This window comes from Streptomyces sp. NPDC101490 (assembly GCF_044767145.1).
In the GTDB taxonomy this organism is placed as follows: Bacteria; Actinomycetota; Actinomycetes; order Streptomycetales; family Streptomycetaceae; genus Streptomyces.
The window spans coordinates 652,296-673,992 of record NZ_JBIWNI010000003.1; the positions used below are offsets into that span (position 1 = coordinate 652,296).

General features: G+C 72.3%; 23 protein-coding genes, 1 tRNA gene and 2 pseudogenes. 15 read left to right on the forward strand and 11 right to left on the reverse strand.

Annotation, left to right across the window (positions count from 1 at the left end):
* The first annotated feature begins 340 nt into the window (after window positions 1-340).
* The 4 genes from ACIRQY_RS10585 (at window position 341) to ACIRQY_RS10600 (ending at window position 4,354) form a co-directional block, all read left to right on the forward strand.
* Complete coding sequence (locus ACIRQY_RS10585; protein ID WP_403923600.1) at window positions 341-1,009, forward strand: HAD-IA family hydrolase; 669 nt, start codon at window positions 341-343, stop codon at window positions 1,007-1,009.
* 986 nt (window positions 1,010-1,995) lie between these two features.
* On the forward strand, window positions 1,996-2,646 hold the full coding sequence (locus tag ACIRQY_RS10590; protein ID WP_366440394.1) for an HNH endonuclease family protein: 651 nt from the start codon (window positions 1,996-1,998) through the stop codon (window positions 2,644-2,646).
* Between the two features lie 281 nt (window positions 2,647-2,927).
* Complete coding sequence (locus ACIRQY_RS10595; RefSeq protein WP_351786586.1) at window positions 2,928-3,446, forward strand: DoxX family protein; 519 nt, start codon at window positions 2,928-2,930, stop codon at window positions 3,444-3,446.
* Window positions 3,447-3,724: 278 nt separating this feature from the next.
* Window positions 3,725-4,354 carry a DedA family protein gene (locus tag ACIRQY_RS10600; protein ID WP_403923604.1) on the forward strand — a complete coding sequence of 210 codons (630 nt, stop codon included), beginning with the start codon at window positions 3,725-3,727 and terminating at the stop codon, window positions 4,352-4,354.
* Here ACIRQY_RS10600 and ACIRQY_RS10605 read toward each other — a convergent pair.
* Both ACIRQY_RS10605 and ACIRQY_RS10610 read right to left on the reverse strand, forming a co-directional pair.
* Window positions 4,329-4,583: a DUF2277 domain-containing protein gene (locus tag ACIRQY_RS10605; RefSeq protein ID WP_403923607.1), complete on the reverse strand. Its 255-nt coding sequence runs from the start codon at window positions 4,581-4,583 to the stop codon at window positions 4,329-4,331. The genes ACIRQY_RS10600 and ACIRQY_RS10605 overlap by 26 nt on opposite strands.
* 160 nt (window positions 4,584-4,743) lie before the next feature.
* Window positions 4,744-4,974 (reverse strand): hypothetical protein, encoded by a 231-nt coding sequence (locus tag ACIRQY_RS10610; protein ID WP_351786354.1) that lies wholly within the window; start codon window positions 4,972-4,974, stop codon window positions 4,744-4,746.
* A 221-nt stretch (window positions 4,975-5,195) separates the two neighbouring features.
* On the opposite strand from ACIRQY_RS10610, the gene ACIRQY_RS10615 reads away from it, so the two are divergent.
* Entirely contained in the window at window positions 5,196-5,957 is a 762-nt protein-coding gene (locus ACIRQY_RS10615; RefSeq protein ID WP_403923611.1) for a GntR family transcriptional regulator, read from the forward strand.
* Window positions 5,958-6,249: 292 nt separating this feature from the next.
* Entirely contained in the window at window positions 6,250-6,699 is a 450-nt protein-coding gene (locus ACIRQY_RS10620) for a lamin tail domain-containing protein (protein ID WP_403923614.1), read from the forward strand.
* Window positions 6,700-6,727: 28 nt separating this feature from the next.
* Here ACIRQY_RS10620 and ACIRQY_RS10625 read toward each other — a convergent pair whose 3' ends face one another.
* Complete coding sequence (locus tag ACIRQY_RS10625; protein ID WP_403923617.1) at window positions 6,728-7,297, reverse strand: DUF4231 domain-containing protein; 570 nt, start codon at window positions 7,295-7,297, stop codon at window positions 6,728-6,730.
* A gap of 116 nt (window positions 7,298-7,413) precedes the next feature.
* On the opposite strand from ACIRQY_RS10625, the gene ACIRQY_RS10630 reads away from it, so the two are divergent.
* Window positions 7,414-7,686, forward strand: a complete 273-nt coding sequence (locus ACIRQY_RS10630) for a hypothetical protein (RefSeq protein ID WP_403923620.1) — start codon at window positions 7,414-7,416, stop codon at window positions 7,684-7,686.
* A gap of 155 nt (window positions 7,687-7,841) precedes the next feature.
* Window positions 7,842-8,810, forward strand: coding sequence for an HNH endonuclease (locus tag ACIRQY_RS10635; protein WP_403923623.1), 969 nt, complete (start codon window positions 7,842-7,844; stop codon window positions 8,808-8,810).
* A gap of 238 nt (window positions 8,811-9,048) precedes the next feature.
* Here ACIRQY_RS10635 and ACIRQY_RS10640 read toward each other — a convergent pair whose 3' ends face one another.
* On the reverse strand, window positions 9,049-9,297 hold the full coding sequence (locus ACIRQY_RS10640; RefSeq protein WP_403923626.1) for a hypothetical protein: 249 nt from the start codon (window positions 9,295-9,297) through the stop codon (window positions 9,049-9,051).
* Window positions 9,298-9,390: 93 nt separating this feature from the next.
* Here ACIRQY_RS10640 and ACIRQY_RS10645 point away from each other — a divergent pair, with 93 nt between their 5' ends.
* A complete protein-coding gene (locus ACIRQY_RS10645; RefSeq protein WP_403923629.1) occupies window positions 9,391-9,696 on the forward strand; it encodes a hypothetical protein in 306 nt (101 codons plus the stop codon).
* A gap of 300 nt (window positions 9,697-9,996) precedes the next feature.
* On the forward strand, window positions 9,997-10,464 hold the full coding sequence (locus tag ACIRQY_RS10650) for a DUF4240 domain-containing protein (RefSeq protein WP_403923891.1): 468 nt from the start codon (window positions 9,997-9,999) through the stop codon (window positions 10,462-10,464).
* 6 nt (window positions 10,465-10,470) lie between these two features.
* Here ACIRQY_RS10650 and ACIRQY_RS10655 read toward each other — a convergent pair.
* A pseudogene (locus ACIRQY_RS10655) lies at window positions 10,471-10,797 on the reverse strand (UTRA domain-containing protein); the annotation flags it as partial.
* Between ACIRQY_RS10655 and ACIRQY_RS10660 the strand changes: the two are divergent.
* Window positions 10,796-11,110: pseudogene (locus ACIRQY_RS10660) on the forward strand (tyrosine-type recombinase/integrase); the annotation flags it as partial. The pseudogenes ACIRQY_RS10655 and ACIRQY_RS10660 sit on opposite strands and share 2 nt — an antisense overlap.
* 72 nt (window positions 11,111-11,182) lie before the next feature.
* On the opposite strand, the gene ACIRQY_RS10665 reads toward ACIRQY_RS10660, so the two are convergent.
* Window positions 11,183-11,257, reverse strand: a tRNA-Val gene (locus ACIRQY_RS10665).
* 332 nt (window positions 11,258-11,589) lie between these two features.
* On the opposite strand from ACIRQY_RS10665, the gene ACIRQY_RS10670 reads away from it, so the two are divergent.
* The 3 genes from ACIRQY_RS10670 to ACIRQY_RS10680 all read left to right on the forward strand — a co-directional run bounded on the left by ACIRQY_RS10670 (window position 11,590) and on the right by ACIRQY_RS10680 (window position 14,196).
* Window positions 11,590-12,333 (forward strand): DUF4097 family beta strand repeat-containing protein, encoded by a 744-nt coding sequence (locus ACIRQY_RS10670; RefSeq protein WP_403923632.1) that lies wholly within the window; start codon window positions 11,590-11,592, stop codon window positions 12,331-12,333.
* A gap of 188 nt (window positions 12,334-12,521) precedes the next feature.
* A complete protein-coding gene (locus ACIRQY_RS10675) occupies window positions 12,522-13,820 on the forward strand; it encodes a hypothetical protein (RefSeq protein ID WP_403923894.1) in 1,299 nt (432 codons plus the stop codon).
* A gap of 157 nt (window positions 13,821-13,977) precedes the next feature.
* Window positions 13,978-14,196, forward strand: coding sequence for a zinc ribbon domain-containing protein (locus ACIRQY_RS10680; RefSeq protein ID WP_403923635.1), 219 nt, complete (start codon window positions 13,978-13,980; stop codon window positions 14,194-14,196).
* Here the strand turns inward: ACIRQY_RS10680 and ACIRQY_RS10685 are convergent.
* The 3 genes from ACIRQY_RS10685 to ACIRQY_RS10695 are packed head-to-tail and all read right to left on the reverse strand — an operon-like array spanning window position 14,193 to window position 18,652.
* Window positions 14,193-15,011, reverse strand: a complete 819-nt coding sequence (locus tag ACIRQY_RS10685) for an HAD family hydrolase (RefSeq protein WP_403923638.1) — start codon at window positions 15,009-15,011, stop codon at window positions 14,193-14,195. The two genes, ACIRQY_RS10680 and ACIRQY_RS10685, sit on opposite strands and share 4 nt — an antisense overlap.
* The gene (locus tag ACIRQY_RS10690; protein WP_403923641.1) at window positions 15,008-17,449 is read right to left on the reverse strand and encodes a phosphoribosyltransferase; all 2,442 of its coding nucleotides are present in this window, start codon (window positions 17,447-17,449) and stop codon (window positions 15,008-15,010) included. The genes ACIRQY_RS10685 and ACIRQY_RS10690 overlap by 4 nt, the downstream gene beginning before the upstream one ends.
* An 18-nt stretch (window positions 17,450-17,467) precedes the next feature.
* Window positions 17,468-18,652, reverse strand: a complete 1,185-nt coding sequence (locus tag ACIRQY_RS10695) for an HpcH/HpaI aldolase/citrate lyase family protein (protein ID WP_403923644.1) — start codon at window positions 18,650-18,652, stop codon at window positions 17,468-17,470.
* 185 nt (window positions 18,653-18,837) lie between these two features.
* On the opposite strand from ACIRQY_RS10695, the gene ACIRQY_RS10700 reads away from it, so the two are divergent.
* Window positions 18,838-19,677: a TerD family protein gene (locus tag ACIRQY_RS10700; RefSeq protein WP_403923647.1), complete on the forward strand. Its 840-nt coding sequence runs from the start codon at window positions 18,838-18,840 to the stop codon at window positions 19,675-19,677.
* A gap of 22 nt (window positions 19,678-19,699) precedes the next feature.
* Here ACIRQY_RS10700 and ACIRQY_RS10705 read toward each other — a convergent pair whose 3' ends face one another.
* Together ACIRQY_RS10705 and ACIRQY_RS10710 are read right to left on the reverse strand one after the other, a co-directional pair.
* A complete protein-coding gene (locus ACIRQY_RS10705; protein WP_351786319.1) occupies window positions 19,700-20,440 on the reverse strand; it encodes a Tellurium resistance in 741 nt (246 codons plus the stop codon).
* A 103-nt stretch (window positions 20,441-20,543) separates the two neighbouring features.
* Entirely contained in the window at window positions 20,544-21,692 is a 1,149-nt protein-coding gene (locus ACIRQY_RS10710; protein WP_351786317.1) for a DUF475 domain-containing protein, read from the reverse strand.
* Window positions 21,693-21,697: the final 5 nt, after the last annotated feature.

Sequence of the window (21,697 nt, forward strand, 5' to 3'; positions counted from 1 at the left end):
GGGAGGTCCGGGATCGCGCGGTATCGGGCGGGGCGGGGCTCCGGGGGTGCTCCGGGAAGGCGGCGCTCCGGAGGAGACTGCTCCGGGGGAGGCCGTTCCAGGGGTGGCCGTCCCAGGGGGTGGCCCTCCGGGCGGTACGGCCACGGCGGGCCCCCGGCGGGCCCCGCCCGGGTGCGGCCGGAGGGCCGCCCGGATGGCCGCCCGGATGGCCGGAATGCGGACGGGTTGGCCAAGACGGCCTCCTGTTTTGTATCGTGAAAGAACAAAGTGGGCCCGCCCGCAATCCCTGACCGGTGGGCGGGACCACTTCGTTCTCCGCGCCACCCCCTCTGGAGACCCGATGCCCGCCATCACCCCGGCACCGCTCACCGCACGCGCCCTCCTCCTGGACATGGACGGCACCCTCGTCAACTCGGACACCGTCGTCGAGCGCTGCTGGCGGCGCTGGGCGGACCGGCAGGGCCTCGACGCGGACGCCGTGCTCAAGGTGGTGCACGGCCGCCAGGGGTACGCCACGATGGCGCTCCTCCTCCCCGACCGGCCGATGGCGGAGAACCACGCCGACAACCGGGTCATGCTCGCCGAGGAGACGGCCGACATGGACGGCGTCGTGCCGATCGCCGGCGCCCCCGCCTTCATGGCCGCGCTCGCCGAGCTGCCGCACGCCCTGGTGACCTCGGCGGACGAGGCCCTCATGCAGGCGCGGATGGGCGCGGCGGCGCTGCCCGTACCGGTCGACCGGGTCACCGCCGAGCACGTCGGGGCGAGCAAGCCGGACCCCGAGGGCTTCCTCAAGGGCGCGGCGGAACTGGGCTTCGCCCCGGAGGACTGCGTCGTCTTCGAGGACTCCGAGGCGGGGATCGCGGCGGGCCGCGCGGCCGGGATGCGGGTCGTGGGCGTGGGCCCGCGCGCGGCGGCCTTCGGACCGGACGTCCACATCGAGGACCTCACCCGGCTGCGGGTGGACCCGACGGCGGACGGCGCGATATCCCTGACGTTCCTGCCGTAACGGCGCCCCTACTCGGGCGCGGACCCCGGCCCGACCTTCGGGCCGGGCTTCGGGCCGGGCTTCGGGCCGGGCTTCGGGCCGGGCTTCGGGCCGGGCTTCGGGCCGGGCTTCGGGCCGGGCTTCGGGCCGGGCTTCCAGTGGGCTATCGGCGCTCTGCCGGTGGGCTGTCGGTGGGCTGCCGACCAAGCTTCGGGCCGACCTCGGACCTGATGTCCGGTCGCACTTCGCGCCAGGCTTCGATTCCAAGCTCCCGGCCCCCGGTCGCGCTTCGCGCCCGGGGTTCCCGGTGGAACTTCGGGCCTGATTTCCTTCCGTACGAACTTCAGACCAGGACAAGACCCCGGGCCGGTAAGCGGCCCGGGGTCTCGTTCTGAGCGCACCCGCCTTCGGGCCCTCCCCGACCCTCGCGCCGCGCGCCGCACGGACGCGGGACCCATCGACGTACCGTGCGCGACTTCCCGGCGCGGAGGCCCTCGGGGGCCGTACCGCGCCCTCCCGAGCCCGGGAGCGCCCTCGTCGGCATGAGGCCGCGCACCTCCGGCCCCTTCCAGCCATAGGCCCCCGCCCGCACGGCCCTTCCCGGTGGGCAGCTCCTTCCCGGTGGGCAGCTCCTTCCCGTGGCGCACATTTCCTCGGGCCCGAGGTCCTCACCGCGCGCCCCACCTGACGCAGGCCCCTCCCGGGCGCGGGACGATCCCGCCCCTCCGGGCGCGGAAGCGCCCCCCGCACCGACCGGAACAGCCGCCCCGGACTCCCTCCGCCGCGCGCCCCGGCGCCACCGCCTCCCCACCTCCTTTACACCGGGCGGAATCTGTCGCTCCGTCAGGACTCGTCACACCCCTTGATGTGATGTGTCCATGTCGCCACTCTGTTACCTGGCGCACCCCTCACGGAAACCTGGCGCCGCCACGATGACCGGGCCCACCGCCCGGCACCCCACCGGGGGACGGCACCAGCCGAGGTCCCCCCGACCCAAGGGAGTTCCCATGCCCCTCCACGCCGTCTACGCGCGTCGACTCGCCGTCCTCGCCACCTCCGCCGCCCTCGCCCTGACCGGCGCCCTGGCCACCGCCCCGACCGCCCAGGCGGCCATGCCGACCCCGGTCAGCGCCGCCACCGCCCGTACCTACCTGGCCGCCCTCACCGTGCAGGCGGAAGGTTCCACCTCGGGTTACAGCCGGAGCCTCTTCCCGCACTGGATCACCCAGTCCGGCACCTGCAACACCCGCGAGACCGTTCTCAAGCGGGACGGCGTGAACGTCGTCACGGACGCCGCCTGCGCCTCCGTCAGCGGCAGTTGGTACTCGGAGTACGACGGCGCCACCTGGACCGCCGCGTCGGACCTCGACATCGACCACATGGTCCCGCTCGCCGAGGCGTGGCGCTCGGGCGCCGCGTCATGGACGACCGCGCAGCGCCAGTCCTTCGCGAACGACCTGACCCGGCCGCAGCTCATCGCCGTCACCGACAACGTCAACCAGGCCAAGGGCGACCTGGACCCGGCGAAGTGGCTGCCCTCCCGGACCGCCTACCGCTGCACCTACGTCCGCGCATGGGTGGACGTGAAGCACTACTGGAACCTCAGCGTGGACGCCGCCGAGAAGAGTGCGCTCCAGACCGTCCTGAACGGCTGCTGACCGGGCCGCCCCTGAGCGGACGTCATCTTCGGCCGACGGGAAGCGAACAGCACCGCACACCTCCCGTCGGCCGAATGTTGAACTTGCAAGCACTAGTGAGGGGTGCCTAACCTTGCGGCCTCATCGGTTTCCGTCCCCACGCCCCGTCCACCCCACGGACCGGGCCAGGCCGAAGGAGTCCCCCCATGAACGACCCGAGCAACCCGAACAACCCGAACGACTCGACCCACCCGAGTGACCGGAGCGGCAGGAGCGGCCCGAGCGCCGCGGAGGGCGGGGCCATCCCGCCCGCCCGGAGCACCCGGACCGCCCCGCACGAACCGGCCGGTCCGGCACACCGTCTGAACCGGGCGCAGCCGTACGCGCTCGGCGTCTTCCGGATCGTCGTCGGTCTGCTCTTCGCCTGCCACGGCGCCGCCGCCCTCTTCGGCGTCCTCGGCGGCTCGGCGGGCGGCGGCACCGTCGCGGCGGGCACCTGGCCCGGCTGGTACGCCGCCGTCATACAGCTGGGCGCCGGTGGTCTGGTCCTGGCCGGTCTCGGTACCCGGAGTGCCGCGTTCCTCGCCTCGGGCTCAATGGCGTACGCGTACTTCACCGTCCACCAGCCGGAGTCCCTCTTCCCGCTCCAGAACGGCGGGGAGATCGCGGCCGTGTTCTGCTGGGCCTTCCTCCTCCTGGTGTTCACCGGGCCCGGAGCGCTGGCTCTCGACGGGCTCTTCGGCAACCGGGTCGGCCCGGATCCGACGGCTCGCGGCACGAACGCCGACCGCGAGGAACAGGGCACGCCGGTCACGGCCTGACACCCCCTAGCGGAAAGGGCCGGAATGCACAGCACGTCTTCCGGCCCTTTCCGAACCCTCACATCACCTCGAACCAGCCGCTCACTCCGAGCGTTTTCCGTCAAACCCGCACAGCATCGCGCGGTCCCCGCCGGGACCGCGCGCACGACGTCCCGGCGCGCGCGGCCGGGCGGAGCGTACGCCGTCCCGATGCGTGCCCCGGTCCGCCGGTCCGCCGCCCCCCGCGCACCGCACCCACCCGGAAGGCGGCCCACCGTCTCCGCGTAGGCTCTGGCCCTGTGAATCTGCTCGACAGCCTGGGATCGCTGCGGTCGCTCACCGCCGGGCCGTGGATATACCCGGTGGTGGCGGCGTCGATCCTGCTCGACGTCTTCCTGCCCGTGCTGCCGAGCGGTTTCCTGGTGATCACCGCCGCCACGGCGGCCGCGTCGGCCACGGCGGCCACCCCCGACGTCCCCTCGCTCCTCCCCCTGCTGCTCTGCGCGGCCGGCGCCTCGGTGCTCGGCGACTTCCTGGCGTACCGGCTGGCGCTCCGGGGCGGACCCAGGATCGACCGGGCCCTCGCCCGGTCGAAGCGCCTGTCCCTGGCGCAGGAGCGCCTCGGCACCGCCCTGGCCAGGGGCGGCGGCCTGCTCGTGGTCCTCGCCCGGTTCGCCCCGGCGGGACGCTCCGTGGTCTCCCTGGGCGCGGGCGCGGCGAAGCGGCGCGTGGAGGAGTTCCTGCCGTGGTCGGCCCTCGCGGGCGTGACCTGGGCCTCGTACAGCGTGGGGCTCGGCTGGCTCGGCGGTCAGTGGCTGGGCGCGACCTGGTTCAGCGCGGGGGTGTCCACCCTCGCGCTCTTCCTCGCGGGCGGGCTCGCCGCCTGTCTCCTGCGGCGTCCGGTCACGGCCGCGGCGCCCGCTTCCTGACGGCGGCGGCCCCGGGGTGCGCACCGCGCACCTCCAGACCGTCGAGGAGTCTCGCGGTGGCCTCCGCGATCTCGTCCACGGCCCGCTCGAAGACCTCGCGGTTGTGGGCGGCGGGAGCCCGGAAGCCGGAGACCTTGCGGACGTACTGAAGGGCGGCGGCACGGATGTCGTCCTCGGTCGCCTCCTCAGGCAGGATGGGCGGGCGGAGCGTCTTGATGCTGCGGCACATGCCTCCAGTGTGGCGCGTGCCACTGACAGACGCCGGGGCGCGGGCGTCGGTCGGGCACCCCGTATCCGTACCCGCACGTCCACCCGTACCCCGTACTCCACCCTTCTCGGCCCCGTTCTCCCCTCCCCCCGCCCCCTCCCCGTCCCTCCCCCTCGCCGGGTCACCCCAGCCCGCCGACCTCCCGTCTGGTCCGTGCGTTGATCTCGGCGGCGCGGGCACGCAGCTCGCGCAGGGGGGTGGCGGGCTGTACGTCGGAGGGCTCGGCCTCCCACTGGGTGCCGCCGTGGACGGCGCGGATCAGAAAGCGTCCGGCGACGCTCTCCACATAGAAACCGACCCGCCCCGTGGCGGTGTCGCGGACGAGGTCACCGACCTCGGGCAGTGGCTGCATGCATCCCCTCCTTCCCGATTCCTGAAGCGCGCCGGAAGCGCTCCTGAAGACGCTCCCGACACTTGGGGAGAACCAGAGAAGCCCTACGGGCCCGCCCTGTCAACGTATCTCTAGAGATGTCCCCCGTTGGATGGATCGAAGGGCGGGGCCGCAGGTGTGCGTGGACGTCGGCGGCGGGGTGCGCCGTAGGGTGTCGCGGAAAGGAAGGGAGTGGCCCACCCGTGACCGACCAGGACAGTGCCCGTCGCCCCAAGTACCGTCGTATCGCCGATGAGTTGAGAACCGCGATCCACTCGGGCGCGTTCGCGCCGGGCGACCGGCTCCCTGGCGAGAACGACCTCATGACGACGTACGACGTGGCCCGGATGACGGCCCGCCAGGCGCTCTCCGTGCTGCGCGACGAGGGCCTGACCGAGGCGCGCAGGGGCGCCGGGGTGTTCGTCCGCTCCTTCCGCCCGCTGCGCCGCCGGGGCATCCCGCGCCTGTCCGAGGGACTCTGGGGGAACGGGCGTTCCATCTGGACGGCGGACGTGGGGGACGAACGGGACCTGGTGGTCGACCAGGTCGAGGTGACCGAGGTACGGGCGGGCGCGCGGATCGCGGCGACGCTGGGGCTGCCGCTGGGAGCGCCGGTGTGCGCCCGCAGCCGCCGGTTCGTCCTGGACTCCGAGCCGGTGCTGCTCTCGGTCTCGTACCTCTCCGCCGAGCTGGTGCGCGGGACGCCGGTCGCGGAGCCGGACACCGGGCCGGGCGGCCTGTACGCGCGGCTCGCGGAACTGGGCCAGCGGCCGGTGCGGTTCCGGGAGGAGATCCGCTGCCGGATGCCGACGGCGGAGGAGTCGGACCGGCTGGGTCTCGGGTCGGGGACGCCGGTGATCCTCATCGGACGGACGGCGTTCACGGGCCCAGGGGTGGCGGTGGAGCTGAACGAGATGACGCTGGACTCGTCGGCGTACGTGCTGGAGTACGACTTCGAGGGCTGAGGCCCGGGAAGCTCCGATGGGCCCGGGAAGACCCGAGGGGCCTGGAGGAGTCGACGGGGCCGGGAAGACCCGAGGGGCCCGAGGAGGGCGCGGGGTTCGCCGCTGTCGAGGGGGAAGGTCCGGAGGGGGCGGCGGTGCGGCTGTCGACGGCCCGGCCGTCCTGTCACGCCGACGGGGGACGGGAAGTCACGGCGAAGACCGGAAAGTTGTGTGGGCGGAGTGAAGGGCGTGCGTATCCTGTGTGCTCGCCGGGCCCCACAGGCGGGAGCCGGGCAGAAACTGAGGGACATCCATGCTTCGCGCACGCACGTTCGCGGCCGTGATCGCGGCCGCCGCCTCCGGCATCCTGCTGCTGCCCACGCAGGCGCAGGCCGCCGGCTCGGTCCACCTGTACAAGATCTACTACGACAGTCCGGGCACTGACAACCGCTCGAAGGCCAGCCTCAACGCCGAGTACGTCCAGATACGGAACACGACCTCGGCGGCGGTCAGCCTCCGGGGCTGGACGCTCACGGACGCGTCGAACCACAAGTACACCTTCGGCAACTTCGTCCTCGGCAAGGGCAAGACCGTGACGGTCCGTACGGGCCGGGGCACGAACACCGCCGCGAACGTCCACCAGAACCGCGGTGCGTACGTCTGGAACAACGACCGCGACACGGCGACGCTGCGGAAGTCGAACGGCGCGCGGATCGACGTCTGCTCGTACAACTCGACGCGGGTCGACTACAAGTGGTGCTGACGCGCCGGACCTGACATCTTCCGTCGGGTCAGGGGGCCTCGGAGGAAGTCCGGGGCCCCTTGTCGCCGTCGGGATCGGCGGGCGTACGGGCGGCGGGGACGCCGTGCTGCTGGACGTCGGAGTTGACCTGCCCGCCGAGCGTCATGACGTTCAGGGTGGCGGAGTTCTCGCTGGCGATGGCCTTCTCGACCCGGGCGACGAGCGTCGAGAACGCCTCGCGCCGGGGCAGGTTGTAGTACGGCCCCACCTTGGTCTCGAAGTAGACGCGCTCATGCCCCAGGAGCTGCTCGGTGGAGCGGTAGTTCTTCCACTGCTCCCGGTACCGGAAGACGCTCTCCAGGGACACCGCGGCGACGACGACCACGCTCAGGACGGTGGCGGTGATCCGGGCGAAGGCCACGTCCAGATTGACGAAGACGGGCACGAGCGAGCCCCCGACGACCGAGACCGTCCGCATCCGCAGATGCATCGCCTTCATGCGGGTCGCCTTGACGTCGTACCAGCCCTGGTACTGCGACAACCGCCCCTCTATGTACCGCTGCGGCGTCATCTCGCCGCTCCGCACCTCGGGTCCGGGCGCGTCCCCCACGTCAGTCATGCGGGGAGTACACCGGCCGTGCGGCCCGGCCGTCAACTCTTCGCCCATTCCCCCACAGCCCGCCACAAGGTACGTTCATTCCACCTTCAGGCAAAGGCACTTCAGGGAGGCTTCCCGTGGCGCAGGCCCACATCGCTCACTCGACCACGACCAAGGTCGGCATCGCCCTCGGCGTCCTGGCCGCCGCTTTCGCGGCCCTGGCGCTCCACTCGACGACCGCGCCCCAGGCGTCCGACCGCCAGACGGGCACGGTGAAGCCCGCCGTCGCGGCCGACCGCGAGAACGGCACGGTGAAGCCCGCCCTCGCGGCCAACCGCGAAATCGGCACGGTCAAGTGGGTCACGACGGCGAAGACCGCGGGCGACAAGAAGGTCGAGGTCATCAAGTAGGGCCACCGCCCCGGCGCGCACGACGACGGTGCCCTTCGGTCACGACGGCCGAAGGGCACCCCCATGTCACCACTGTCACCGCCCTCCCGCCCCGGCACGGCCACCGGCCTGGCAGGATCGACGGCGGTGGGCGGTACGACGGAAGGGGAGGCCAGATGCGTTCCGGTCCCGAACGGTCAGCGGCCGAGGAAATGCTCGACGGGCTGCTGGACGGCCTGCGGAATCTCCGGGTCCACACCAAGGACGGCGTACCGAGCAGGCACAAGCCCCTGGCGTTGGCCTGGGCGATCTCCCGGATCTCCTCGGGGAGGCCCCGTCTCGCACCCTGGCGGGAGTTCCGCGAGGAGGTCGGCGGGCTGCTGGCGGAGTTCGGCGCGACCACGTCGGCCGTCACTCCCCAGTACCCGTTCTGGCATCTGCGGACCAGTGGCATCTGGGACATGCGGGGCCTGCCCGCCGGGCAGCGCACCGCACCCGGGGTGGCCCTGCTGGAGAGGCTGGGTCCCGAGGCGGGCCTGAGCGCGGAGGCCGCGCGCCTCCTCAGCGGTGCCTCCGCGCGACTGAGGGCCATCGCCGTCCTGCGTGACCACCACCTCACCGGCATCGACCAGCATGCCCTGATGACACGGCTCGGCCTGGCGGACCACACGACGGCGAGCGGTACGACGGACCCGGCCGACGGCGACGAGGACGCGGGCCCCGCCGCCCGGCGCGAGTCCACCCACTCGCGTGTCATACGCGACTCCGCGCTCGCCCTCAGAGTGAAGAGCCTGCACGAGAACCGCTGCCAGGCGTGCGGCCTGCGACTGCGGACGCCCCGGGGCGACCACAGCGAGGCCGCCCACATCCGGGGCCTCGGCCGCCCCCACCACGGCCCCGACGTCCTGTCCAACCTGCTGGTCCTGTGCCCGAACCACCACACGCAGTTCGACCTGCTCGGCCTGTACGTGGACACCGACGACACCGTCCGCCTCACCGTGGACGACAGCAGGGTCGGCACTCTCCGCCGCCACCCCGACCACCGGATAGACCCCAGACACCTCGCCCGCCACCGAGCCCTGTGCGGCAAGGACACCCCGGACCGAAGGGCCGCCGACCGCATCGCGGGGGAACCCGCTCCCTGACACCTCCCCGGACGCCGGAGCGAACCCGCTCGCCCTCACCACCACGCTCCGGCCCCAGCCCTGCACGCCCCGGACGAACGCCGAGGGCCCCCGGCCTCGATCGGCTGGGAGCCCTCGTCACGGTGGGCGCGGACGGTTTCGAACCGCAGACATCTGCTGTGCAAGCTCGTGCGGATCACGGCCGGCGGAGGGTCCACCCCAGCTCGCGGACACCACGAAAGGCCGTGCAGGACAGCTGTCATCCGCCGTCGTTGATGTCAGATGTGGATGTCACCTGGCGCCGGTCAGCGAACGGCCGCCGGTAGTCCGCGGCGTCTCCGACCGGGGGATAGTCCCTGCCGAACAGCACGTAGACGGGGTGCTCGGGATCCCCGGCTTCCATCCTCACCGAGATGTCCACGTCGTGGTTCGCGAACCTGTGCAGGTACTGGACGAACAACTCCAGCTCCTCATCGGACAGCCGCTCGTCGAGCCGCTCGTTATACATGTCACCCTCACTACCGACTGATCGACGGGGCCGGACGATACCCGAGCCGAAACACACGGGCGGCTCGCCGGGCTCCAGCGCTACCGTGCGGGCATGAAGCGCAGACGGAAGCACTGGCGCGACGGCTTCGGGACACCGAAGTTTTTCGTCCTGTACCGCACGCCTGACGTGTGGCGCTACGCCCTGTACTTCTCCGGCGCCATCGTCGACGGCTGCCTCGCCCAGCCCAGCGCCGACAGCGAACCCGGCGAGGCCCAGACAGCCGCACACGGCAGGGCCGAGGACCTGGCCGGCCGGCCGCTGGCGATGTCCTGGGAGGCAAGCGACGAACCAGGCTGGTGGACGGGAACCATTACAACCGAACCCATGGCCCTGGCACTTGACTCTGCTGCTGGTTGATGGGGGATCCCGCAGAGGGCTGCGTATCCGCCTCCAGCTCCGCACGCTCCAAGGCTGCGATTGTCCTGCGTCGCCATCGAACAACCACGAACGAACCGACCACCATCACCAGCAATGCAGCGAACACAGCGCCCCAAGCCAAGGCGCCTGTGAGATACCCGACTGACTCCATGGCGCTCTCCCCCTCGCGTACAGCACTGTTGATCGGAATCTCGTAGACGATCTCATACAGGTGTGGGGGCTCCCTGGTGATTCGGCGGCGTGAATGTCAGACCGCCCTGACATCCTGCGCCCGTGAGAATGACATGGGCCGACTTCTGGGCGCTGATAGCCACCCTGAACGGTGAGGCCACCCACGCGAACTGCCAGCGTCTCGCCGAAGAGCTGAGCCGCCGTCCCGTCTCCGACATCGTCGGCTTCGCGGAACGGCACGCTGAGGCGCTCTACCGCCTGGACCAGGAGAAGTTCGGCACTCTGCCGGTGGTCGACCTGACGGCCCGGTTCGGCAGCCCGTTCCCGCAGTCGTCCGACGTGTTCCTGTACGCACGCTGCGCTGTCGTGACGGCAGGGCAGACTGTGTGGGAGAGCGTCTTCTTCGACGTCGAGAAGTTCGCTCCGTACACCTCAAGCGAGCGTGACGGCGAGTGGCTGCTGTACGTGCCGGACAAGGCGTACGAGCTGGCCACCGGCAAGGAGTGGGACCGCTCCACCCGGCACTGCTTCGAGAGCTACTCCAACAGGGACGGCTGGCCAGACCTGCGAAACTGAGGCGATCTACCTCTTGATCGGGATCTCGTACACGATCTCGCACAGCGCAGCGGGCACGACGATGTCGGCCGTCTCCACGGGGCGCCGCTCATCGCTGTAGTAGGTCCGTCGGATGTGCGTGACAAGTGCAGCTTTCTGGATCCCGAGGAGTGACGCTTCCTCGGCGGGCGCCTGCCGCGGCTCCGGCTGCTCGACGGCATGGCTGACCGTGACCCCGATCTCGACCATCCGGTTCACGACGCCGTTTCCGGCGTGGGCCCCCTCGGGAAGAACGATGAGAGTTCCACCAGTGAGGTCGTACGGCTCCCAGCTCGTCGACAGCAGTGGGACCGGAGAGAAGTGGACCGACACCGGGTACGTCTTCACCACGCGCACCGGCCAGCCCATCGAGCCGCGCAACCTCTACCGCTCGTTCACCCGCGTCGCGAAGAACGCCGGTCTCCGCGTCGTCCGGCTGCACGACGCCCGGAACGGTACGGCGACGCTCCTCACCACCCCCGGCGTCCCTCCCCCCGCCGTGATGGAGATCCTCGGCCACGGCCAGATCGCCGTGCCGATGAACGTGTACACGCACGTCGTCCAGGAAACGCAGCGCGAAGCCGTGAGTCACGTGGATCGGCTGCTCAGGAGCCGTCCCCGGTCGTGATCGAACGTCTCCGTTGATGTCAGATATGGATGTCAAAGGCCCCGGACCATGATGGGTCCGGGGCCTTTGCACTGGTGGGCGCGGACGGTTTCGAACCGCCGACATCTGCTTTGTAAGAGCAGCGCTCTACCCCTGAGCTACGCACCCGTGGAAGAAGCATCAGCCTACATGGCGCGGGGGTGGGTGCCGCAAACCCGTTCCCAGGGGGTGCGAGGCCGCGCGCTCCCCGCCCCGCACCGGTGCCCCGGCCCCCAGGACCCGCCCCGGCCGCGACCCGGGCCCGTACGTGCCCCGGCCCCACGCAGCCGCACCCGCGCGCCGCGCGGTCACGCCCCCGTCCGCGTCCCCACCCGGGGGTTACCCCCACCCCCGGTTCGGTGGGTCGCCGGATCGTGGGGGGTGGGGTGGGGGACGTACGTTTCTGGGACTGTTCGCGTTCTTGGGGGTTCGGGGTCATGGTCGCTGGTCGTGGGGGGCGCGTGCTGTCGGTGTCCGGGGTCGTTCTGCTCGGGGTGCTCGGGCTCGGCGGGTGCGGGTCGCCCGATGTCGAGGGCGCTCCCGTCGAGCGGAAGGCCTTCGCCTTCGAGGGGACCGCGCTCACCGTCGACTCCGACGACTCCGAGCTGATCATCACGCCCGCCGACATCGACGACGTCCGGGTCGAGCGGCAGATCGACGGGTGGGTGTTCATGGGGTCCGGACCGAAGCCCGAGTGGAGGCTGGCCGACGGGCGGCTGACCCTGCGCGTCGACTGCGACGCCGTCGCCTCCAGCTGCGGCGGTGTCCACCGGATCGCGGTGCCGCGCGGTGTCGCCGTCACCGTCCAGGACGACAACGGAGGCGTCACCGCCGAGGGTTTCAGCACCCCGCTGAAGATCCGTTCCGACAACGGCGACGTCCGGGTGAGCCGGGCCACCGCCGCCCTCGACCTCAGCAGCGACAACGGCGACATCACCGTCGGGCCGGGCGCCACCGCCCCGGACGTCGTCGCCCGCTCCGACAACGGCGCCGTCTGGATCACCCTCGGGGCCGTGCCCCGCCGGGTCGAGGCCGTCAGCGACAACGGCGACATCACCGTCGCCCTGCCCACCGCCGAGTACGAGGTGACGGGCGCCAGCGGCAACGGCCGGGTCCGTGTCGACGTCCCCCGCCGGGACGCCTCCGGGCACTCCGTGAGCGCCCGCAGCGACAACGGCGACGTGACCGTCCGCACCGCGGACTGACCGGCCCGTGTGTTCGTCCGTGCCGGGTGGGACAATGAACCGGACCGGGCACGGCGGACACAGCACGGGAGAGGTACGTGGCGGCGAGCGACGCGAGGGGGGCGGGCGGCGTCCGGCATCGTGACGCGCCCCGCCGGGCAGGCACCCGTTCCGAGGGCGGCCCGCGGCCGGGCCCCTCAGGTCTCCGGCTGGCCCTCGCCCTGCCCCTGCTCGTCGGCGCCCTGCTGCCGGGCGCCTTCGCGGGCGGCGGCACCCGCCGCTGGTTCGGCGGACGCGGCGAGAGCCAGCGCGCCGAGGCCCAGGCCGCCAAGGACGCCGCCGCCGCGGCCTTCTACGAGCTCGACACCGCCCAGCGCGGTCTGCGGATCTCCCTGGAGACGATCACCGCGGTGGACAGCTCGCCCGAGGCCCGCCGGGCCGTGGAGGGCTTCGAGGCGCTCGGGCGGCGGATCGACGAGGTCAGCCACACCTACATCGGCGCGGTCGACGCCCATGACCTGGACCGTGACGAGCTGGACGCGGCGACCGCCTCCCGGGCCCGCGCCGAACTGACCCGCGCCAAGGAGGAGCTGGACCGCGCCAAGACCGAGCTCGACCGGTACGAGCAGGGTCTCGGCCCGCTCCTGGACCGCGCCGAGACGCAGCTCGCGCGGCTCGCGCCCGCGGTGGAGCGCGCCCGGCAGGCCCTGCGGGGCGCGAGCGACGCCCTGGACTCCGTACGGGAAGCCGGTCTGCGGGCGGACGACCTCGCGGCCCGGCTCGCGGCCCTGGGGCCCGAGCTGACGCTGCTCAACGAGGGCGCCGGGCGGCACGGTGTCGCCGAGACCCTCCAGCGCGCGGACCGGGTGCTCAGGGACGCCGAGGCGGTGCGGGCCGAGGCCGGGCGGCTGCCCGAGCGGGCCGCCGAGATCGACCGGCGGCTGGTCTCCCTGCGTACCCGTGCCGAGGCGCTCGCCACCCGCGCCGAAGGGGTCGCACCGGTCCTCTCCGAGCTGCGGCGGCGGTTCTCCGCGGCCTGCTGGCAGGATCTCCAGCCGGTGCCCGACCAGGCCGCCGTCTCGCTCGGGCAGGCCGGGGAGCGGCTCGCGGAGGCCGCGCGGGCGCGGGCCGAGCAGCGCTGGCCGGACGCCACCTCGCTGCTCTCGACCGTCCGGGCGCTGCTCGACTCGACCGACGAGGCCGTGTCCGCGGCCGGGGAGCGGCTGCGGCGGCTGGACGCCGTCGCGGTGGACCCGAAGGCGGAGACCGACCGGGCCCGGTTCGCGGTGCGGGACGCCCAGCGGCTGGCGATGGAGGGCCGGAGCACGCCCGATCCCCGGCACGCCGGGCCGCTGGACGAGGCCGTGGCGCGGATCGACCGGGCGGTGGGGACCCTGGAGGGGCGCCACCCGGACTACTGGCACTTCCTGACCGAGCTGGAGGACGTACGAGCCACCGTGACGGGGGTCGTCGGCCGGATCCGGGAGGAGCGCGGGGCGGCCCACTGACCCGTCCGCCCCCGCACCGCCCCGGAACCGGCCAGGGCCCCGGCCGAGCCGCACCCGCCCGAGCCCCCACTCCCACCGGGCTCCGCGCGGACCGGGCCCCGTAGGTCCTGCCCGGGTCCTCCTGTGCCGGGTCCGGTGCAGCCTCTAGCCTGTTCCCATGCCCCGTTACGAATTCCGTTGCCGTACTTGTGGTGACACCTTCGAACTCAGTCGGCCGATGGCCGAGTCCGCCGCCCCCGCCGCCTGCCCCGCCGGGCACGACGACACCGTGAAGCTGCTCTCCGCCGTGGCCGTCGGCGGCTCCGCCGCCCCCGCCCCGGGCAGCGGCGGAGGGGGTGGTGGGGGCGGCTGCTGCGGCGGTGGCTGCTGCGGCTAGTTCGGGGACGCGGCGGCGCGGAAGCGGCGCAGGATCTCCTCCCCCGCCGCGACGCCTCGTTCGGTGAGGACGTCGAGGTGGGGGGCGGTCCAGTCGCTGTCGGCCAGTTCGCCGTGGCCGGGCCGCCAGGCGCGGTCGGCGGCGAGCAGCAGGTCGGCGTCGAGGAGGGAGTCGCCGGCCGCGAGGGTGAGCGTGGCGCCGGTGCGGCGGGCGACCTCCCGGGCGGCAGCGCTCTTGGTGAGCGGCTTCGGTACGGCGTACACCTTGCGGCCCTGGAGGGAGACCGTCCAGCCACGTTCCCCCGCCCAGGTCCCGAAGCGGTCGAGCCAGTCCGCGGGGAGGCGTTCGCGTTCGACGACGAGGTAGGCGAAGAGGTCCTCGGCGACCCGGTGCTTGCGGACCCAGGACAGGTCGGTGGTGGCGGTGAGGTAGGCGCGGATCTCGGAGAGCGGCGCGCACTCCTCGGCGAGGCGGCGCAGTACGGAGGCGTGCCAGTCGGGGTCGGAGACGCCGTCGACGAGGATGTGTCCGCCGTTGGCGCAGATCGCGTACCGGGGTGCGGTGCCGGGGAGCTGGATGCGCAGGTACTGCTTGCGCGTGCGGGTGGTGGTGGGGACGAAGACGGCTTCGCCGGTGAGGCGGGCGAGGAGACCGGCCGCTTCCTCCGTCATGTAGGAGAGCGGCCTGGACTCGTGGACCTCGACGCAGAGCAGCCGGGGTGCCTGTGCGTCGGGCATGCCGAGGGCGAGTGCGGCGGACGAGTAGATGAGGGTGCGGTCGAGGTCGCTGGCGACCAGGGTGGTGGCGCTGCTCATCGGGACACCACCGCCCGGCCGTCGGCTCCGGTGGCCCCTCGGGTGTAGTGGGGGTGGATGAGGCCGACACAGCTGTAGGGGAGGCCGTCGACCTCCTCGACGGGTACGCCGCGCTGGGCGGCGAGGAGCCGGACGTGCGCGAGGTCGGCGTCGGCGCCGCGCCGGGCGAGGATCTTCCAGGGGACGCGGCGGAGCAGGACGCGGGTGGTCTCGCCGACGCCGGGCTTGACGAGGTTGACGTCGTGGATGCCGTACTCCTCGCTGATCCGCTCGACGGCGGCCCAGCCCTCCCAGCTGGGGGTGCGGTCGGCGGAGAGGAGTTCCTCGACCTCGTGGCCGACGGTGTGGGCGGCTTCGTCGAAGCGGGCGGTGACCGCGTCGAGGAAGGCTCCGGAGAGGTCGGCGTCCGCGAGTTCCCGGTAGTGCTTGGCACCGTGGAAGTCGTCGGGGCCGACGAGGTCGGCGCGCAGGACCGTGCGGGAGATCAGGCCGGACACCGTGGAGTTGAGGCAGGCGGAGGGGATGAGGAAGTCCTCGCGGGTGCCGTAGGTGCGGACGCAGGAGCCGGGGTCGGCGAGGACGACCATCTCCGGGTCGAAGCCGGTGATGCCCTCGACGGCCTCGAACTTCCGTATCGCTTCGGCGAGTTCGCGGGATATGGCGCCCTTGCCGGTCCAGCCGTCGACGAACACGACGTCGGCGGGGTCGTGGTGGGCGGCGAGCCAGCGCAGGGCGTTGGCGTCGATGCCCCGGCCGCGCACGATGGAGACGGCGTAGTGGGGCAGTTCGAGGCCGTGGCGGGCCTGCGCCCAGCGGCGCATGAGGATGCCGACGGGGGTGCCCGCGCGGGCGAGCGAGACGAGGACGGGGCGGCGGCCGGGGCGCTCGGCGAGGACGGTCTCGGTGATGACGCCGACGGCGTGGGCGAGGCGGGCGGCGGAGGCTTCCAGGGCGCTGTGGAAGAGCTCCTGGTAGGCGGCGCTCGGCTGGTACTCGACGGGCAGCGACTCGGCGTAGTGGGCGCCGCCGTTCTGGACGGCTTCCTCGCGTTCCTCGGTGGGCGCCTCCAGTGCGACGTCCGAGAGGTCCTGGAGCAGCCAGCCGACCTCTTCGGGGGCGTACGAGGAGAAGGCGGGGCCGCGGAGGGGCTCGGGCAGCATGGAGCTCCTTTCGGGAGCTTCGGGACCGGGGGTCCTGGGGGTGTGCGAGGGCACGACGGCGAGGACGACGCGGGGGATGTGCGCGGCGAGCTGGGCGAGGAGGCCGTCCGGGGCGTGCAGCCCGGGGGTGTCGGCGGTGGAGTCGACGACGGCGACGACGGCGTCGAAGCCCGCGCCCGCCACGTTGTAGGCGTACCGCTCGCCGGGGCCGTCGGCGGGGTCGTCGTGGGCGGGGAAGACGAGCCGGGTGCGGATCGCGTAGCCGGGGTCGTCGACGGCGAGGACGGGTGAGCGGGTGGTGGTGGAGTAGCGGACGTCGTGCCCGGCGTCCTCCAGGGCGGTGGCGAGGCGCAGCGGCGCGTACATCAGCTCTTCGAAGCCGAGGACGAGGACGCGGCGGGCGCCGTGGACGGCGGGGGCGAGGCGGGCGGCGAGGCCGGGGAGCGCGGCTTCGAGGCGGGCGCGGTGCGCGGGGGTGAAGCCGTGGCGTCCGCCGTCGGGCAGTCCGCGGGGCCAGTGGAGGTCGACCCGGAGCGGGGCGGGGCGGGGGCCGGGCGGCGGGGGTGCGGTCGTGGGGGCGGTCTCGTGCGCGGCGACGAGGGCCTGGCCCTTCTCCAGGACCCCTTCGGGGAGGCGTACGGTTCCGGCGGCGCCGGCGACCAGGTCGACGCGGGCGCCGATCTCCTCGGCGAAGGCGTCGAGGCGGCCGAGGTCGGCGGCGGAGCGCATGTCGACGAGGGCGACGACGACGTACCGCTCGCGGGGGTGGCGCTCGTGGAGGGCGCGGACGGTGTTGAGGACGGTGTTCCCGGTGGAGAACTCGTCGTCGACGAGGACGAGGGGTCCGTCGCCCGTGAGGAGGCCGGGGTCCTCGGGGAGCAGCAGGTGGGAGGTGGCGTGGGAGTGGGACTCCTCGAAGCCGCCCGCGGTGGCGACCCCGGCGACGGGGCGGCGGGTGGAGTGGAGGTAGGGGGCGTGGCCGATGCCGTCGGCGACGGCATGGCCGAGGGCGGTGGCGGTCTCGGCGTAGCCGAGGACGACGGCGCGGGCGGCCTCCTCGGCGCCGAGGAGGGCCAGGACGCGCCGTCCGAGTGCGAGGCCCGCGCCGTGGACGACGGAGGGGCGCTGCGGCACGTGTTTGCCGAGCACGCTGGAGACCAGCAGGTGCGCGCGCTTGGGGTTGCGGCGCAGTGCGAGGCCCAGCAGGCCGGGCAGCTCTTCGTCGCCGGTCAGTTCGACGCCCAGTCGCTCCGCGACCCACGTTCCGGTCCACACCACGTCGTCGACGTCCCTTCGTCAGCCGGCCAGTCCGGCGGTGAGCAGTTCCACGAAGCCGATGTCCTCGTTGGCGACGCCGAAGACCTCGGCGCGCAGCAGGATGCGCTCGGCCCAGGCGCGGTGCGGCTTCACTTCGTTCATCTTGTTGGTGTAGGCGGAGCGGAGGACTCCGCCGCCGCCCTGTTCGGGCCTGAGGATGTCCTGGGCGTCGCTCCACTCCTCGTGGCTGACCACGGAGAGTGCGTGCACGGGCACCACGTGGGTGGGGTGGATGCAGGTCTTGCCGAGGAGGCCGTTGGCGCGGTCGAGTTCGATCTCCCTGAGGAGTCCGTCGAGGTCGTGCTCGATGAGGGCGGTGCGCAGGTCCTCGGCGCGGCCCTCCAGGAAGGGGCTGCGGCGCAGTTGCGGCTTGAACATGCGCTCGCCGGGGCGGAAGTACTCCCAGACGGGTCCGGTGACGGTGAAGCCGCTGCCGTCGGAGCGGCCGAGGACGTTGACGACGTCGGCGATGACATTGGCGACGATCTTGACGTCGTAGGCGGTCATGTCGGGTGAGCGGCGCAGTCCGTAGGCGGAGCAGAAGTCGGTGACGCCGAGGCGGAGGGCGAGGACGCGGTCGCGGTGCTTGTCGGTGATCGCGGCGATCCCGGCGAGGGTCTCGGCCCGGGTCTCCAGGTGGAGGAGTTCGGGGGACTCCAGGACGGGCATGGCGAAGAGGCGTCGTCCGCAGGTGCCCTCGGCGAGGGCGAGGGCGTCGAGGAAGGGCCCGCCGCGGCTCTCGGTGAACTTGGGGAGTACGAATCCGGACAGCAGCCGGACGGTGTCGCCGAGGCGGTCGACGAGTCCGGTTATCTGGTGCGGTTCGCGGACGCGGATGAAGAGCAGGGGGAGGTCCGTGCCGGTGCCGTCGCCGGTGGCGGTCCCGGCGGCGAGGTCGGCGAACTGGCGGACGAGGTTGGTCTCGCCCGCCTCGACGTCGGCGTCGCTGATGGAGTCCTCCAGGCAGAGGACCATGGAGACCACTCCGCGGGCGGCCTGTTTGCGGATGTCGTCGGCGAGCAGGGGGCGGGTGGCCGGGCTGTAGAGGGTGGCTCCGAGGGCCACGGCGAGGGTGCGGGCGGGTGAGTCGGCCGTGAAGACGGCGGGCTCCCGGTGGAACAGCCTGGCCCTCGCCGTGGACGGGATGTGACCGAAATGACGCATATGAGTCCCCGTCTGCCTTTCTCGACCCTGACGACATGTGGCCGGTAATAGTACGTAGGTGCGGGTGTCGTTAGTTCCCTCCCCTGATGAAATCCAGGTAACCCGACCGGGGCCGTCGGCCGGGCCGGGCGTCCATGGTGCCCCCGCGTTGTCCGCGGGCCCGCCGGGAGGGCAGGATTGCGGTCATGACGCACGCGATGCTGAAGGGCTCCAACGTCCCTCTCGACACCGCGGCCGTACGGGCCGTGCTCCGCTGGACCCCGGGCCCCGGGGTCCCCGACGTGGACGCGTCGGCCCTGCTGCTCGGGCTTTCCGGGCGGGTACGGTCCGACGCCGACTTCGTCTTCTACAACCAGCCGCGCCACCCCTCGGGGCTGGTGCGGCGGCTTCCGAAGAAGCGTGACTCCGAGGGTCTCACAGACACCGTGGAGGCGGACCTCGGCGGCCTGGAGGGCTCGGTCGACCGGGTGGTGATCGCCGCCTCCTCGGACGGCGGCACCTTCAGCTCCGTCTCCGACCTGCGCATCCTGCTGTACGACGCGGCGCCGGGGGCCGGGCGGGAGCCGCTGGCCCTGTTCCCGGTGACGGCGGAGACCGGCGAGGAGACGGCCGTCATCTGCGGCGAGCTGTACCGGCGCGGGGACGGCTGGAAGTTCCGCGCGGTCGGCCAGGGCTACCCGACCGGCCTGGTGGGCCTGGCGACCGACTTCGGCATCTCGGTGGACGAGGACGCCCGGGACGCCGGGGACGAGCCGGACGTCCAGGACGCGCGGGAGACCCGGCCGGTGCGGGACGCCCCGGGCGGGGCCGGGTCCGGCCTCGACCTGACCCTGGTCCACTCCCCCGTGCCGCCGCAGCCCGCGGCCCCGCCGGTGCCGCCGATGCCCGACCGGGCGCCGGACCACGGCCACCCGGCCCCGGTGCCCGCGTACGGCTATCCGCAGCCCGTCGGCGCCGCCCCGGAACCGGCGCCCTCGCCGGACTTCCGGATGCCGCCCATGGGCCCCCAGTTCGTCCGGCCCTGAGGGCGGGGGGTGGGGGCGGCGGCTACGTCTTGGTCTTGTAGCCGCGGCCCCACTGCAGGCCCCAGCCGTACAGCCGGTCCAGTTCGGCCTGGAAGCCGTACACGAAGCGCACCTCGCGGCGGACGGTCAGCTGGCCCTTGGCGTTCTCCACGGAGAAGACCGCGCAGGAGCGGGCCAGCGGGGCCCGCTCGTCCAGCTCGATCTCGATCCGGGGGCCGTTGCTCGGGTAGAGCGTGATCTTGGCGTGCGTCCGGTCGAAGGCGGGCGTCTGGTCGTAGATGTACGCGAAGAACAGCAGGCGCTTGATCTCGTCCTTGTGGTCCAGGTTGACGTAGATCGTCTCCCCGGAGGAGCCGCCGAAGCGGTCGTCGCCGCTGAGCTTCACGTACGGGGCCTCGTTCAGGTCGCCGAAGAAGCCGCCGAGGGGCTGCACCACGCCCTTGCTGCCGTCGGACAGCTCGTAGAGGCAGCCCAGGTCCAGGTCGACGTTGACCATGCCCTGGGTGTGCGCCTGGACGACCTCGGGCTTGAACAGCTGCGAAGGGTTGCGCAGCAGTTGCACGGTGCTGCGGCGCTGTCGCCCCTCCAGGTCGGAGGTCCGCATCCGCCAGGAGAGGTTCACCCGGAGGTTGCCGGTGGCCGCGCCCTGCTTGGTCAACGAGACGGACGGGCGCCGTTTCGTCAGGTCGATCGAGTTCGACGCGGCGCTGCCCGAGTCGAAGTGCGCCGCCCTCCCCGGAAACAGGTTGTCCCAGAAGGCCATCCCGCCCTCACCCCCCACTGCTCGTGTTCCACCCGCACATGCCCGCGGGGCGGCCGGGTCCACCGGCCGCCCCGCAGAGAAGCGTTCCTCGTCGGCGGGGGCGTCACACCCCGGACGGCACCCCGGTCTTGTCCTCGGAGGACCCCGAGCCTCCGCCGGCCGCCGCGAGCCGCTTGTTGCGGCGGACGGAGGACCAGAAGGACCAGGCGATCAGGGCGACACCGATGAGGCCGGTGACGACCTCGGGGATCTCGTACCGGATGCTGATCATGAGGATCACGGCCAGGGCGCCGATCGCGTAGTGCGCGCCGTGCTCCAGGTAGACGTAGTCGTCGAGGGTGCCCTGGCGGACCAGGTAGACCGTCAGCGAACGCACGTACATCGCGCCGACGCCGAGGCCGAGCGCCATCAGGACGATGTCGTTGGTGATGGCGAAGGCGCCGATGACGCCGTCGAAGGAGAAGGAGGCGTCGAGGACCTCCAGGTAGAGGAACATGAAGAACGCGGCCTTGCCGGCGAGCTTGACGGGCGCGACCTTCTTGCCGCTGCGCTTGGCCGCTTCCTCGGCCTCGTGCTCGCGCTCCTCGTCCTCCTCCAGCTTGTTCTCGAAGAAGCCGGACAGACCGCCGACGACGAGGTACGTGATGAGGCCGGCGATGCCGGAGAGCAGCACCGTCTCGGCCTTGTCGATGTGGGTGCCGCCGTGCTGGTGGGCCTGGGTCGCGAAGGTCATCGCGCTGACCAGCAGGACGATGAGGGCGATGCAGACCGACAGCATGTCGACCTTGCCGAGCTTGGCGAGCGGGCGCTCCAGCCAGGCGAGCCACTTGATGTCACGGTCCTCGAAGATGAAGTCGAGGAAGATCATGAGCAGGAACATGCCACCGAAGGCGGCGATCGACGGGTGCGCGTCGGTGACCAGTTCCTGGTACTTGTCGGCGTCGTTCAGCGCGAGGTCGACGGCCTCGATCGGGCCGATCTTCGCGCTGACCGCGACGATCACGACGGGGAAGACGAGCCGCATGCCGAAGACGGCGATGAGCACACCGATCGTGAGGAAGATCTTCTGCCAGAAGACATTCATCTTCTGCACGATCCCGGCGTTGACCACCGCGTTGTCGAAGGACAGCGAGATCTCGAGGACGCAGAGGATCGCGACGATCCCGAACGCTTCCCATCCTCCGTACAACACCGCCGCGACCAGACCCAGCGCAGTGATCGCGAACGACCAGCCGAAGGTTTTCAGAATCACTGGCT

Excerpts from the sequence above, each read along its gene's own strand:
- ACIRQY_RS10585 (WP_403923600.1), top strand. The coding sequence starts at position 341 with ATGCCCGCCATCACCCCGGCACCGCTCACCGCACGCGCCCTCCTCCTG.
- ACIRQY_RS10590 (WP_366440394.1), top strand. The coding sequence starts at position 1,996 with ATGCCCCTCCACGCCGTCTACGCGCGTCGACTCGCCGTCCTCGCCACC.
- ACIRQY_RS10605 (WP_403923607.1), bottom strand. The coding sequence starts at position 4,583 with ATGTGCCGCAGCATCAAGACGCTCCGCCCGCCCATCCTGCCTGAGGAG.
- ACIRQY_RS10610 (WP_351786354.1), bottom strand. The coding sequence starts at position 4,974 with ATGCAGCCACTGCCCGAGGTCGGTGACCTCGTCCGCGACACCGCCACG.
- ACIRQY_RS10620 (WP_403923614.1), top strand. The coding sequence starts at position 6,250 with ATGCTTCGCGCACGCACGTTCGCGGCCGTGATCGCGGCCGCCGCCTCC.
- ACIRQY_RS10625 (WP_403923617.1), bottom strand. The coding sequence starts at position 7,297 with ATGACTGACGTGGGGGACGCGCCCGGACCCGAGGTGCGGAGCGGCGAG.
- ACIRQY_RS10635 (WP_403923623.1), top strand. The coding sequence starts at position 7,842 with ATGCGTTCCGGTCCCGAACGGTCAGCGGCCGAGGAAATGCTCGACGGG.
- ACIRQY_RS10640 (WP_403923626.1), bottom strand. The coding sequence starts at position 9,297 with ATGTATAACGAGCGGCTCGACGAGCGGCTGTCCGATGAGGAGCTGGAG.
- ACIRQY_RS10645 (WP_403923629.1), top strand. The coding sequence starts at position 9,391 with ATGAAGCGCAGACGGAAGCACTGGCGCGACGGCTTCGGGACACCGAAG.
- ACIRQY_RS10650 (WP_403923891.1), top strand. The coding sequence starts at position 9,997 with ATGACATGGGCCGACTTCTGGGCGCTGATAGCCACCCTGAACGGTGAG.
- ACIRQY_RS10680 (WP_403923635.1), top strand. The coding sequence starts at position 13,978 with ATGCCCCGTTACGAATTCCGTTGCCGTACTTGTGGTGACACCTTCGAA.
- ACIRQY_RS10685 (WP_403923638.1), bottom strand. The coding sequence starts at position 15,011 with ATGAGCAGCGCCACCACCCTGGTCGCCAGCGACCTCGACCGCACCCTC.
- ACIRQY_RS10695 (WP_403923644.1), bottom strand. The coding sequence starts at position 18,652 with ATGCGTCATTTCGGTCACATCCCGTCCACGGCGAGGGCCAGGCTGTTC.
- ACIRQY_RS10700 (WP_403923647.1), top strand. The coding sequence starts at position 18,838 with ATGACGCACGCGATGCTGAAGGGCTCCAACGTCCCTCTCGACACCGCG.
- ACIRQY_RS10705 (WP_351786319.1), bottom strand. The coding sequence starts at position 20,440 with ATGGCCTTCTGGGACAACCTGTTTCCGGGGAGGGCGGCGCACTTCGAC.